At 58.1% G+C, this 12,240-nt stretch carries 11 protein-coding genes; 6 read left to right on the top strand and 5 right to left on the bottom strand.

Annotated elements, in window-relative coordinates:
• Positions 1–16: 16 nt before the first annotated feature.
• Positions 17–1,729 (top strand): PTS fructose transporter subunit IIBC, encoded by a 1,713-nt coding sequence (fruA, locus tag BY447_RS04690; RefSeq protein ID WP_013358522.1) that lies wholly within the window; start codon positions 17–19, stop codon positions 1,727–1,729.
• Positions 1,730–2,105: 376 nt separating this feature from the next.
• On the opposite strand, the gene nfo is transcribed toward fruA, so the two are convergent.
• Both nfo and BY447_RS04675 read right to left on the bottom strand, forming a co-directional pair.
• The gene (nfo, locus tag BY447_RS04680; RefSeq protein ID WP_110330655.1) at positions 2,106–2,951 is read right to left on the bottom strand and encodes a deoxyribonuclease IV; all 846 of its coding nucleotides are present in this window, start codon (positions 2,949–2,951) and stop codon (positions 2,106–2,108) included.
• A gap of 52 nt (positions 2,952–3,003) precedes the next feature.
• Complete coding sequence (locus BY447_RS04675) at positions 3,004–4,059, bottom strand: YeiH family protein (RefSeq protein WP_110330654.1); 1,056 nt, start codon at positions 4,057–4,059, stop codon at positions 3,004–3,006.
• A 105-nt stretch (positions 4,060–4,164) separates the two neighbouring features.
• On the opposite strand from BY447_RS04675, the gene BY447_RS04670 reads away from it, so the two are divergent.
• From BY447_RS04670 to BY447_RS04650, 5 genes are all read left to right on the top strand, one after another.
• Positions 4,165–4,539: a YkvA family protein gene (locus BY447_RS04670; RefSeq protein ID WP_107319948.1), complete on the top strand. Its 375-nt coding sequence runs from the start codon at positions 4,165–4,167 to the stop codon at positions 4,537–4,539.
• A 9-nt stretch (positions 4,540–4,548) separates the two neighbouring features.
• A complete protein-coding gene (gene yieE / locus BY447_RS04665) occupies positions 4,549–5,415 on the top strand; it encodes a DNA-binding transcriptional regulator YeiE (RefSeq protein ID WP_003854133.1) in 867 nt (288 codons plus the stop codon).
• Positions 5,416–5,532: 117 nt separating this feature from the next.
• On the top strand, positions 5,533–6,999 hold the full coding sequence (locus BY447_RS04660) for an amino acid permease (RefSeq protein ID WP_110330653.1): 1,467 nt from the start codon (positions 5,533–5,535) through the stop codon (positions 6,997–6,999).
• Between the two features lie 306 nt (positions 7,000–7,305).
• Entirely contained in the window at positions 7,306–8,382 is a 1,077-nt protein-coding gene (locus BY447_RS04655) for a FecCD family ABC transporter permease (protein WP_003854131.1), read from the top strand.
• Complete coding sequence (locus BY447_RS04650) at positions 8,382–9,170, top strand: ABC transporter ATP-binding protein (RefSeq protein WP_033783692.1); 789 nt, start codon at positions 8,382–8,384, stop codon at positions 9,168–9,170. The genes BY447_RS04655 and BY447_RS04650 overlap by 1 nt, the downstream gene beginning before the upstream one ends.
• A gap of 81 nt (positions 9,171–9,251) precedes the next feature.
• Here the strand turns inward: BY447_RS04650 and fghA are convergent, their stop codons facing one another.
• The 3 genes from fghA to ptrR form a co-directional block, all read right to left on the bottom strand.
• The gene (fghA, locus tag BY447_RS04645; RefSeq protein ID WP_013358515.1) at positions 9,252–10,094 is read right to left on the bottom strand and encodes an S-formylglutathione hydrolase; all 843 of its coding nucleotides are present in this window, start codon (positions 10,092–10,094) and stop codon (positions 9,252–9,254) included.
• 12 nt (positions 10,095–10,106) lie between these two features.
• Positions 10,107–11,231, bottom strand: coding sequence for an S-(hydroxymethyl)glutathione dehydrogenase/class III alcohol dehydrogenase (locus tag BY447_RS04640; protein WP_010248270.1), 1,125 nt, complete (start codon positions 11,229–11,231; stop codon positions 10,107–10,109).
• A gap of 74 nt (positions 11,232–11,305) precedes the next feature.
• Complete coding sequence (gene ptrR, locus BY447_RS04635) at positions 11,306–12,217, bottom strand: putrescine utilization regulator PtrR (protein ID WP_110330652.1); 912 nt, start codon at positions 12,215–12,217, stop codon at positions 11,306–11,308.
• Positions 12,218–12,240 lie beyond the last annotated feature (23 nt).

Raw genomic sequence — 12,240 nt, 5'->3', positions numbered from 1 at the left:
CAGCAGGAGAGCGATAATGAAAACGCTGCTGATTAAAGACCCTGTACTGGGACTGGCTTCCGCTTATATGGCGCAACAACGTCTGGCTGCGGCCGCACCTGCTGCGGGCCTGACTCTGACTGATAACCCTGCCGACGCTGAACTGGCGATCGTGCTGGGCAAAAACGTGCCGGACGATGCGGCGCTGAACGGTAAAGCGGTCTGGCTGGGCGATATCCAGCTGGCAGTCCGCGAGCCGGAAACTTTCCTGAACCGGGCGAAAGCCGAAGCCAAAACCTGGCAGTCAACCGCTGCGGTGGCCACACCGGCTGGCGCAGCTGCTGCGGCACCGGCTCAGACTGGCGCGCCGAAACGCGTGGTTGCCGTTACCGCCTGTCCGACCGGCGTGGCGCACACCTTTATGGCTGCCGAGGCGATTCAGGCCGAAGCGACCCGCCGCGGCTGGTGGGTGAAAGTTGAAACCCGCGGTTCCGTGGGAGCCGGTAATGCGATTACTCCGGAAGAGGTGGCTGCTGCCGATCTGGTGATCGTCGCTGCTGATATCGAAGTCGATCTGGCGAAATTTGCCGGTAAGCCGATGTACCGCACCTCAACCGGTCTGGCGCTGAAGAAAACCGCGCAGGAACTGGATAAAGCGGTAGCAGAAGCGAAGCCGTATAAAGCGGCGGCTGCCGGACAGAGCAATACCAGCGAAGAAGAGAAGAAAGGCGGCGCGGGGGCTTATCGTCACCTGCTGACCGGTGTTTCTTACATGCTGCCGATGGTGGTCGCGGGTGGTCTGAGCATCGCCCTGTCGTTCGCTTTTGGTATCACAGCCTTTAAAGAGCAGGGCACACTGGCTGCGGCACTGATGCAAATCGGTGGAGGCAGCGCCTTTGCCCTGATGGTACCGGTGCTGGCGGGCTTTATCGCCTTCTCTATTGCTGACCGCCCGGGTCTGACGCCAGGTCTGATTGGCGGTATGATCGCCACCAGCATCAATGCAGGCTTCTTAGGCGGTATCATCGCAGGCTTTATTGCCGGTTATGCAGCGAAGCTGATCAGCGGCAAGGTGAAACTGCCGCAGAGTATGGAAGCGCTGAAACCGATACTGATTATTCCGCTGTTTGCCAGCCTGATCACCGGTCTGCTGATGATCTACGTGGTGGGTAAACCGGTTGCAGGCATCATGAATGGCCTGACGCACTGGCTGGCCAACATGGGTACGGCGAATGCGGTCCTGCTGGGTGCGATTCTGGGCGGCATGATGTGTACCGATATGGGTGGTCCGGTGAACAAGGTGGCTTACGCATTTGGCGTTGGCTTACTGAGCTCGCAGACGTATGCACCGATGGCAGCCATTATGGCCGCCGGTATGGTGCCACCGCTGGCGATGGGTCTGGCTACGCTGGTTGCCCGTCGTAAATTCAACAAAGGGCAGCAGGAAGGTGGTAAAGCGGCACTGGTTCTGGGTCTCTGCTTTATCTCTGAAGGTGCGATTCCGTTCGCTGCCCGTGACCCGATGCGCGTTCTGCCTTGCTGCATCGTCGGCGGCGCGGTTACCGGCGCGATCTCCATGGCGATTGGCGCGAAACTGATGGCACCGCACGGTGGACTGTTTGTCCTGCTGATCCCTGGCGCAATCACCCCGGTTGTCGGCTATCTGATGGCGATTATCATCGGCACCGCGATTGCCGGTCTGAGCTATGCAGTTCTGAAACGTCCGGAAGAGCAGCTGGCGAAAGCCTGATGTGCAGAAGTGCCTAATCTGCTGAAGTAAAAATAACAGGGAGCCGGATGGCTCCCTGTTATTCCAGTTGACAAAGTCGGGCCCGGTGGCGGTGAGACCGGGCTGGCACTGGGAACACGGTCAGATCGGAAAGACGCAAAAGCCGCCATCCATGGCACGCTCGGCCCGCGCGATTACGCACCTCATCCCTGAGGTGCGCCCGTAAACGGGCCAACGCGTTGCGTTGTTCAAAAACGCTCCCGGCGTTTTTATCCGGGCGGCGGGACGCTCTCCTCCTCTGACCCTGTTCCCTGCGCATTGAGCTAATACGTTGCTGCCAGGTTCAACCGGCTTTCGGTTTGTCAGCGGTCTGAGGGAGCCATCTGGCTCCCTTTTTCTATCCCTGCTGCTCGGCTTTCAGCCAGGCAATCTCATCTTTCCAGATATCGGGATTGATGGTCTCCAGAATCAGCGGGATACCATCAAACCGGGGATCTTTCATCAGCCAGCTAAACGCCGTTTTGCCGATATTCCCTTCACCCAGACTGTGATGGCGGTCAACGCGACTGTCAAAGGCGCTTTTGGCATCGTTCAGGTGCATGCCGCGCAGATAGTTAAAGCCGACAATGCGCTCAAACTCAGCAAAGGTCGTTTCGCAGTCCGCTTCGGTGCGCAGGTCATAACCGCCAGCAAATGCATGGCAGGTATCAATGCAGACGCCGACGCGCGACTTATCTTCGACATGCTCAATAATGGTGGCGAGATGATCGAAGCGGAAACCCAGGTTACTGCCCTGACCGGCGGTATTTTCAATTACGGCCGTCACGTTCTGCGTCTGATCGAGCGCGATGTTAATCGACTCTGCAATCCGCTTCAGGCACGCTTCTTCGTCAATCTGATGCAGATGGCTGCCGGGATGGAAGTTGAGCAGCGTCAGGCCGAGCTGATCACAACGTTTCAGTTCATCAATAAAAGCCGCGCGGGATTTCTCCAGCGCCTCTTCAACCGGATGACCAAGGTTAATCAGAAAACTGTCGTGCGGCAGGATTTGCTGCGGACTGAATTGGTACGTCTCGCAGGCGGCGCGAAAAGCATCAATCACCTCGGTGGAGAGCGGGGCGGCCTTCCACTGACGCTGATTTTTAGTAAAGAGGGCGAAGGCGGTGGCTTCTATTTCATGGGCGCGGATCACGGCCTGATCCACGCCACCTGCCGCACTCACGTGTGCGCCAATATATTTCATGCCTTACTCCTGGGGGCTATGCACGGGTGAAGCGGCATGATACCCGATGCCGCTAGCCCATAAAATGTTGCACCAGCAGATTGATGGTGCCGCCGCCCGCGATTAACCAGCCAAATACCAGTGCGCCCAGCAGCAACGGTTTAACGCCAGCCTCACGCAGCGCGCCAAAACGGGTGGTTAAGCCCAGCGCGGCCATCGCCATTGCCAGCAGCAGACCCGCCAGCGCATTCAGCGTGGCCACCAACGCCGCAGGCAACAGTTGCAGCGAGTTAAACAGCGCGACCGCGATAAACAGCAGGGCGAACCAGGGAAAGGTCACCGGCTGACGCGCCTGGCTCGCGTTGCGTTTGCCGCGGATTACCGCACTCAGGCAGAGCAGGAACGGCGCCAGCATCATTACCCGCAGCATTTTGGCAATCACGGCGCTGTTCTCAGCCTCCGGGCTAATACTGTGCCCGGCGGCCACGACCTGCGCCACTTCATGAATGGTTGAGCCAGTGAATACCCCAAACTGTGCGGCACTCAGCCCCGGAAACAGGTGATGCGCCAGCGGCCACAGCAGCGGATAGATAAAGATGGCCAGCGTGCCGAACAGCACCACGGTCGCGATAGCCACCGCAACTTTCGATGGCGCGGCTTTCACCACCGGCTCGGTCGCCAGTACGGCCGCCGCACCGCAGATACTGCTGCCTGCACCAATCAGCCAGACGGTATCGCGATCCAGCTTCAGCAGCCGGATGCCCAGCAGGCAGGTCACTAAGAAGGTGCTGCTCAGCGTCAGCGCATCAATCAGGATGCCGCTGAAACCGACGTCAGCGATCTGCTGTAAAGTAATGCGAAAGCCAAACAGGATGATCCCCAGCCGCAGCAGCTTCTGCTTAGCCAGCACCACGCCGCTGTCGCAGCGCGACGCCAGCGGCATATAAATGCTATTACCGACCAGGATGCCCAGCATAATCGCCAGGGTCAGTGAACCCAGCCCTGCTGCTGCAATTGCCGGTTGCTGCGCCAGCCAGCTGGCAGCCCCGGCAATCGCGGCAGTCAGCAGCAGACCAGGGAACCAGAGCGCAACGGGATGATGCGTTTTAGGGATGCTCAGTTCGGTCATGGTGTCACTCCTCGTGGTTGAGTCATGATCATGAGGGCGACTGGCTTAAAAGTGAAATTGATAATATATTTATAATTGACCAGAATAAACGATAAGGCAGCAATCATGATAGTTTCGCGTCTGCGCCGCTGGGCGACGCTGATCAAAAAAGATATGTTCGTGCTGTGGTTCGCCTTTCGCGATCCGCGCACGCCCTGGTGGAACAAGCTGGGCATGCTGGGGTTGGTTGCTTATGGGGTCAGCCCGATCGATCTCATCCCGGATGTGATCCCGTTTGTCGGTCTGCTGGATGACGCGGTGATTATTCCCACAGGCGTCATGATCCTGTTGCGTCTGCTGCCGCGAGAGGTGCGCATCACCAGCAGCGAGCGGGCGCAGTCCCAGCGTTCGCGCGGCAAAAAGATGGCAGGCTGGCTGGTAGTCATCGGGCTGATCTGGCTGGCGTTAATCATTTACCTTGTCAGGCACTCACTGAGTTAAGAGGCGACGATGCACATTACGCTGCGGCAAATCGAAGTGTTCACCGAAGTGCTGAAGAGCGGCTCTACCACTCAGGCGTCGCAACTGCTGGCGCTGTCGCAGTCGGCGGTCAGCGCGGCGCTGGCCGATCTGGAGAGTCAGCTCGGGGTACAGCTGTTTGATCGGGTCGGCAAACGACTGGTACTGAATGAGCATGGGCGACTGCTCTATCCGCGTGCGGTCGGGCTGCTGGAGCAGGCGGGCGAAATTGAGCAGCTGTTTAAAGAGGATAACGGCGCGATCCGCATCTTCGCCAGCAGCACCATTGGTAACTATCTGCTGCCGGGCATGATGGCGGCCTATCGTCGCGATTTTCCCGGTCTGCCGCTGGAGCTGAGCGTCGGCAACAGTCAGGATGTGATTCAGGCGGTTTCCGATTTTCGCGTGGATGTCGGCCTGATTGAAGGGCCGTGCCATATGACCGAACTGGTCAGCGAACCCTGGCTGGAAGATGAGCTGGTGGTGTTTGCCGCGCCCGATGCCGCGATTCTGCAACAGCCGGTGACGCTGAAAACCCTGGCAGAAGCGCCGTGGATCCTGCGCGAACGCGGATCCGGCACCCGGGAAATCGTCGACTATCTGCTGCTGTCTCACCTGCCAAGTTTTCAACTGGGTATGGAGCTGGGCAACTCCGAAGCGATCAAGCATGCCGTGCGGCACGGCATGGGCATCAGCTGTCTTTCGCGCCGGGTGATTGCCGATTTGCTGGAGGCGGGGACGCTGACAGAACTGACGATTCCGTTGCCGCGTCTGACCCGGACGCTCTATCGCATCCATCATCGGCAGAAGCATATTTCAAAGGCACTGACGCGCTTTTTGTCCTATTGTCGTGAGTGATTGCTAATAATTCGGGCGCGATCATGAACTTAACTTATAACAGTATGGCATCAGCTATACAGAGGCGGTCTGGCTGCTACAATCGCGCCTCATTTTTACCCAGCGTAGCGTTAACACATGCATAATGACTCAAAAACAACACAACAACCTGCATTACGACGTGCGTTAAAAGCCCGTCATCTGACGATGATCGCCATCGGCGGCTCCATCGGTACCGGCCTGTTTGTCGCCTCCGGCGCTACTATTGCTCAGGCTGGCCCCGGCGGGGCACTGCTCTCCTACATGCTGATCGGCCTGATGGTCTACTTCCTGATGACCAGTCTCGGTGAGCTGGCTGCCTTCATGCCCGTATCCGGTTCTTTCGCCACCTACGGCGCAAAATATGTCGAAGAGGGCTTTGGTTTCGCACTCGGCTGGAACTACTGGTACAACTGGGCGGTGACCATCGCGGTTGACCTGGTGGCGTCCCAGCTGGTGATGACCTACTGGTTCCCCGACACGCCGGGCTGGATCTGGAGCGCGCTGTTCCTGGGACTGATATTCCTGCTTAACTACATCTCAGTAAAAGGCTTTGGCGAGGCGGAGTACTGGTTCTCGCTGATTAAAGTGGCCACCGTCATTATCTTTATCATCGTGGGCGTGCTGATGATCACCGGCATCATGCGCGGTGCGGAGCATGCGGGCTGGCAGAACTGGCAGGTGGGCGATGCGCCATTTGCGGGCGGCTTTGCGGCGATGATTGGCGTGGCGATGATTGTGGGATTCTCCTTCCAGGGCACCGAGCTGATCGGTATCGCGGCGGGCGAATCTGAAGACCCGGCAAAAAATATTCCGCGTGCCGTGCGGCAGATTTTCTGGCGTATCCTGCTGTTCTATGTGTTCGCCATCCTGATTATCAGCCTGATTCTGCCGTATACCGATCCGCAATTACTGCACAACGACATTGACGATATCAGCGTCAGCCCATTCACTCTGGTGTTCCGCAACGCGGGTCTGCTCTCTGCGGCAGCGGTGATGAATGCGGTGATCCTGACGGCGGTGCTGTCTGCCGGCAACTCCGGTATGTATGCCTCAACGCGCATGCTGTACAACCTGGCCTCTGAAGGTAAAGCGCCGCGTATTTTCGCGAAGCTCTCCAGCGGCGGCGTGCCGCGCAATGCCTTATGGGCGACCACCGTCGTGGCCGGGCTGTGCTTCCTGACCTCAAAATTTGGCAATCAGGAAGTTTATCTGTGGCTGCTGAACACCTCAGGCATGACCGGTTTTATCGCCTGGCTGGGTATTGCCATCAGCCACTATCGCTTCCGTCGCGGTTATGTCGCCCAGGGACGTGACCTGAACGATCTGCCATACCGTTCCGGCTTCTTCCCGCTGGGACCGATTTTTGCCTTCGTGCTCTGCCTGATCATCACGCTGGGTCAGAACTATCAGGCCTTCCTCAACGACAGCATCGACTGGTACGGCGTAGCAGCAACCTACATCGGTATTCCGCTGTTTCTGATTATCTGGTTTGGTTACAAGCTGACGCGCGGTAGCCGTTTCGTGAAGTACAGCGAGATGGAGTTCCCGGTTCATAAAGATTAGTTCTGTGCGCTGACTCCTGCGCACGGTGCCTGCCGCATTTCTGGCAGGCCGCAGGAATCGTGAAGCGATGGGAGCCTGTGCCTGTAGCAAAGCATAGCGGGCCAGGGATGGTCCGCGCTGAGCCCGCCAGGGATGGCGGGTTTTGCGTCTTTGCGAAAGGCGCAGGCTCACTGAGCCATTCTCCCGCCTGCAACACCGTTTTTTACCCTTTTTTCACGTCTCGCTTACCTTCACGAATTGATAATTATTATCACCTGCACTATTGTGGCTGCGTTTTCTGACGTGATAGCCACACAGGGTTCAAACATGACTACCGAAACTTCGCTGCTGGCGGGGGAAGAGACGCTTCACCACACCATGCAAAATTACCATCAGGTGCTGCGCCGCCGCCTGATCTGGATTGGCGTATTACTGGTGGCCATTGTCGCCTCGCTGATCCTCGACTTCACGCTGGGTCCGGCCGGACTCTCACTTGATACGCTGTGGAATACGCTGCTCAGCCCTGACAGCGTGGATGCCGGCACCCGCGTTATCGTCTGGGACATTCGTTTACCCTATGCGCTGATGGCGCTGGTGGTAGGGCTGTCACTGGGCCTGGCTGGTGCAGAAATGCAGACCATCCTGAACAACCCGCTGGCCAGCCCGTTTACACTCGGTGTCTCCTCGGCGGCGGCGTTTGGTGCTGCACTGGCGATCATCCTCGGTGTGGGTATCCCCGGCATTCCTGATCAGTGGTTAATCTCTGCCAACGCCTTTGTCTTTGCGCTGTTTGCCGCGCTGATGCTGGATGCCGTGACCCGCTGGACGCAGGTTTCATCGGCGGGCGTAGTCCTGTTCGGTATTGCGCTGGTCTTTACCTTTAATGCGCTGGTCTCAATGATGCAGTTCATCGCCAGCGAAGACACCCTGCAGGGTCTGGTGTTCTGGACCATGGGCAGCCTGGCGCGTGCTTCCTGGGAGAAGCTGGGCGTATTGACCGTCGCGCTGGCCATTCTGGTGCCGTTCTCGATGATGAGCAGCTGGAAGCTGACGGCGCTGCGTCTGGGTGAAGATCGTGCGGTGAGCTTTGGTATTGATGTACGTCGTCTGCGCCTTACCACCCTGCTGCGTATCAGCATTCTCTCGGCGCTGGCCGTGGCGTTTGTTGGCCCAATCGGCTTCATCGGTCTGGTGGCACCGCATATTGCCCGCATGATGTTTGGTGAAGATCACCGCTTCTATCTGCCCGCCAGTGCGCTGGTTGGTGCGCTGGTGCTATCGCTGGCGTCGGTCGCCTCGAAAAACCTGCTCCCCGGTGTGATCATCCCGGTCGGCATTGTCACCTCACTGATTGGCGTGCCGTTCTTCCTGAGTATTATTCTGCGTCATCGGGGGACAGTGTGATGGAACAGGGTCTGACGTTACGCGGCTTCAGTGCCGGTTATCCCAAACATAAAGTCATTGAAAATCTCAACGTGGCACCGCTGCCGCGCGGGGAAATTACCGTATTGCTCGGACCGAATGGCTGCGGTAAATCGACACTGCTGCGTGCGCTGGCCGGACTGAATAAAGGTCAGGGTGAGATGTGGCTCAACGGTGAAGATCTGATGACCCAGCCGTTTGCCCGCCGCGCGAAGAACGTGGTCTATCTGCCGCAGTCATTGCCTGCGGGCGTGCATCTGCATGTGCTGGAGTCGATCATTGTGGCGCAGCGTGCCTCCGGTGGACTGCACAGCGCCAGCAGCGAAGCGGAAATCATGCATCTGCTGGAACAGCTGGGGATTGCGCATCTCGCGATGCGTTACCTCGATCAGCTCTCCGGCGGTCAGAAGCAACTGGTCGGACTGGCACAGTCACTGATCCGTCGCCCTAAGCTGCTGCTGCTGGATGAACCGCTGAGCGCGCTGGACCTCAATTACCAGTTCCACGTGATGGATCTGGTCCGCCGCGAAACGGCCCAGCGCAACATCGTGACGGTGGTGGTGGTGCATGACATCAACATCGCGCTGCGTCATGCGCAACACGCGCTGATGCTGAAGCAGGGCGCGCTGGTAGCGGAAGGGCAGCCGGATAAGGTGATCACGCCTGCTACGCTGGCGAAGGTGTATGGCGTGAATGGCCGTATCGAACACTGCTCGCGCGGCATTCCGCAGGTGATGATCGACGGGCTGACCGGACCGGCACTGGTCTGAGAATCGGGCTGGCCTTGAGCCAGCGTTTGCGGCAGTACAGGATGCACAAAAGTTCAGGGCCGCAATTGCGGCCCTGATGATTTACGCCAGCAGATGCTGTGCATGGAAGCGCAGATGATCTTCCACGAAGCTGGCGATAAAGAAGTAGCTATGGTCATAACCCGGCTGAATACGCAGCGTCAGCGGGAAACCGACTTCTCTGGCGATCTCCTCTAACCGCTCCGGTTGCAGCTGATCGGCCAGGAACTGATCGCTGTCGCCCTGATCGATCAGGACTGGCAGACGATGCGACACCTCCGCCATCAGCTGGCAGCTGTCATATTCCCGCCACGCTGCCTGGTCATCGCCCAGATAGGCCTGAAACGCTTTCTGGCCCCACGGCACCTGCATCGGGTTCACAATCGGCGCAAACGCAGACGCCGAGGCAAAGCGGTTACCCAGACGCAGCGCCAGCATCAGCGCGCCGTGTCCGCCCATGGAGTGACCCATGATCGACTGACGTTCACTGACCTTGAAGTTGTCGGCAATCAGGGCGGGCAGTTCGCTGCTCAGATAGTCGAACATGCGGAAATGCGTGGCCCAGGGTTGCTGAGTGGCATTGAGATAAAATCCCGCGCCCTGACCCAGATCGTAGCCCTCATCGTTGGCAACGCCTTCGCCGCGCGGGCTGGTATCCGGCATAATCAGCACCAGACCCAGTTCCGCCGCCACGCGCTGCGCGCCCGCTTTGGTGGTGAAGTTCTCATCGTTGCAGGTCAGCCCGGCCAGAAACCAGACCACCGGCGGCGGCGCATCACCGTGCGGCTCAGGCAGATAGATGCTGAAGGTCATCGGGCAGTTCAGCACGGCCGACTGATGACGCCAGCGCTGCTGCCAGCCGCCAAAAATACGGTGTTCTTCCAGTAGCTCCAGAGTGGATGCCATAACGCCTCCTGATTATTTGTTAAAGTGCACGACCGAGCGAATCGATTTTCCTTCGTGCATCAAATCAAAGGCGTCGTTGATCTCTTCGAGCGGCATGGTGTGGGTGATGAAGTCGTTCAGGGCAAACTTACCATCAAGGTAATCCTGCACAATGCCAGGCAGCTGTGAACGGCCTTTCACGCCACCAAAGGCGGAACCGCGCCAGACGCGACCGGTTACCAGCTGGAACGGACGGGTAGAGATCTCTTCACCGGCACCGGCGACGCCGATAATCACAGACTCGCCCCAGCCTTTGTGGCAGCACTCCAGCGCGGAACGCATTACGTTGACGTTACCGATACATTCAAATGAGAAGTCCACGCCGCCGTCGGTCAGCTCGACAATCACATCCTGAATCGGCTTATCGTAATCTTTCGGGTTAATCAGATCGGTGGCACCCAGTTTGCGCGCCAGATCGAATTTGCTGGTGTTGAGGTCGATTGCAATGATGCGTCCGGCTTTCGCCATTTTGGCGCCGATGACCGCAGAAAGACCAATGCCGCCGAGACCGAAGATTGCCACGGTGTCGCCTTCTTTCACTTTGGCGGTGTTCATTACCGCGCCCATGCCGGTGGTGACGCCACAGCCCAGCAGGCAAACTTCTTCCAGCGGCGCTTCTTTACTGATTTTCGCCAGTGAGATCTCCGGGATGACGGTGTATTCAGAGAAGGTCGAGGTGCCCATATAGTGGAAAATCGGTTTACCATCTTTGAAGAAGCGGGTGGTGCCGTCCGGCATCAGACCTTTACCCTGGGTGGTTCGGATCGCCTGACAGAGGTTAGTTTTGCCCGACAGACAATATTTACATTTGCCACACTCTGGCGTGTAAAGCGGAATGACATGGTCACCCACTTCTACGCTGGTCACGCCTTCGCCCACGGCTTCCACGATGCCGCCGCCTTCATGGCCGAGAATCGCCGGGAAAACGCCTTCCGGGTCAGTGCCGGAGAGGGTATAGGCGTCGGTATGACAGACACCGGTCGCGACAATGCGCACCAGCACTTCGCCTTTTTGCGGTGGCATCAAATCCACTTCTTCGATTTTCAGCGGTTCGCCAGCGGCCCAGGCAACAGCGGCACGGGTTTTGATCATGTTCATGCAATCCCTCTTCCAGTCAGATTGTGACGCGCGATGGCGTCGTGTGGTTATGGTTTAAACATAGCGTGAAACGATTATTCCGCCGCCTGTAATGGTTGGATCAACTCATCGTTGAGCGGACGATCGTCAAACTGTTCAATAATCAGGTATTTCAGCGCTTCAACGTTCGGGGTAAAGGCGTCGCGTCGCCACATCAGCCAGGTGGCGGTGTCGCGATAAGCCGCAGGTAAGGTATGCGCCTGTACCCGCGATCGGTCTGCCATCTGCTTCAGCACCGAAGCCGGGATCATCGCAACGCCTGCGCCGCCCGCCACGCAGGCCAGCATGGCGTGATAGGACTGAATTTCCATCACGTCGTCGGGCGCGGTCTGGCTGTCGCGATACCAGCTCTCCAGCTTCACCCGGTAAGAGCAGCTGTTGCGGAAGGCAAACAGGGTGTCGTCCTGCACATCGCGCGCCGTGGTAATAGGCGCGTGATCCAGTCCGGTGATCAGCACCATCTCCTCGCGAAACGCGATGCAGCCATTCAGATCGTCATGGGAAACCGGCCCATCCACCAGCGCGGCAGCCAGGGTGCCTTCGCGGACCCGGTCAATAATTTCGCCCGAGGTGCCGGTAATCAGCGACAGCGCCACTTTAGGGAAGCGCTGGTGATAGGCGGCGAGCAGACCAGGCAGGCGGGTCGCTGCGGTACTCTCCATAGAGCCCAGCGCAAAGTTGCCTGCCGGTTCGCCGGTGCGCGTCATACTCATCGCTTCTTCGCTTAATGCCAGAATACGCTGCGCATAATTCAGGAAATTATGGCCCATCGGTGACAGGCGAATGCGCTGCTTCTCACGAATAAAGAGATCCACACCTAATTCTTCTTCCAGCTGGCGCAGCCGCGTGGTGAGATTAGAGGGAACGCGATGCAGCTGTTCGGCTGCGCGCGCCAGGGAACCCGTTTCGGCGACGGAACAGAACATACGCAGCTGAACTAAATCCATATCTTCTCTTCCCGTAAACAAGT

Source organism: Pantoea sp. JKS000250, from assembly GCF_003201065.1.
GTDB classification, from domain to species: domain Bacteria; phylum Pseudomonadota; class Gammaproteobacteria; order Enterobacterales; family Enterobacteriaceae; genus Pantoea; species Pantoea vagans.
The sequence above is the reverse complement of the archived record's forward strand: the minus strand, read 5'-3'. Positions and strand labels throughout refer to the sequence as shown.

Coding starts and splice junctions, on each gene's coding strand:
- fruA (WP_013358522.1), top strand. CDS start 17: ATGAAAACGCTGCTGATTAAAGACCCTGTACTGGGACTGGCTTCCGCT.
- nfo (WP_110330655.1), bottom strand. CDS start 2,951: ATGAAATATATTGGCGCACACGTGAGTGCGGCAGGTGGCGTGGATCAG.
- BY447_RS04675 (WP_110330654.1), bottom strand. CDS start 4,059: ATGACCGAACTGAGCATCCCTAAAACGCATCATCCCGTTGCGCTCTGG.
- BY447_RS04670 (WP_107319948.1), top strand. CDS start 4,165: ATGATAGTTTCGCGTCTGCGCCGCTGGGCGACGCTGATCAAAAAAGAT.
- yieE (WP_003854133.1), top strand. CDS start 4,549: ATGCACATTACGCTGCGGCAAATCGAAGTGTTCACCGAAGTGCTGAAG.
- BY447_RS04660 (WP_110330653.1), top strand. CDS start 5,533: ATGCATAATGACTCAAAAACAACACAACAACCTGCATTACGACGTGCG.
- BY447_RS04655 (WP_003854131.1), top strand. CDS start 7,306: ATGACTACCGAAACTTCGCTGCTGGCGGGGGAAGAGACGCTTCACCAC.
- BY447_RS04650 (WP_033783692.1), top strand. CDS start 8,382: ATGGAACAGGGTCTGACGTTACGCGGCTTCAGTGCCGGTTATCCCAAA.
- fghA (WP_013358515.1), bottom strand. CDS start 10,094: ATGGCATCCACTCTGGAGCTACTGGAAGAACACCGTATTTTTGGCGGC.
- BY447_RS04640 (WP_010248270.1), bottom strand. CDS start 11,231: ATGAACATGATCAAAACCCGTGCCGCTGTTGCCTGGGCCGCTGGCGAA.
- ptrR (WP_110330652.1), bottom strand. CDS start 12,217: ATGGATTTAGTTCAGCTGCGTATGTTCTGTTCCGTCGCCGAAACGGGT.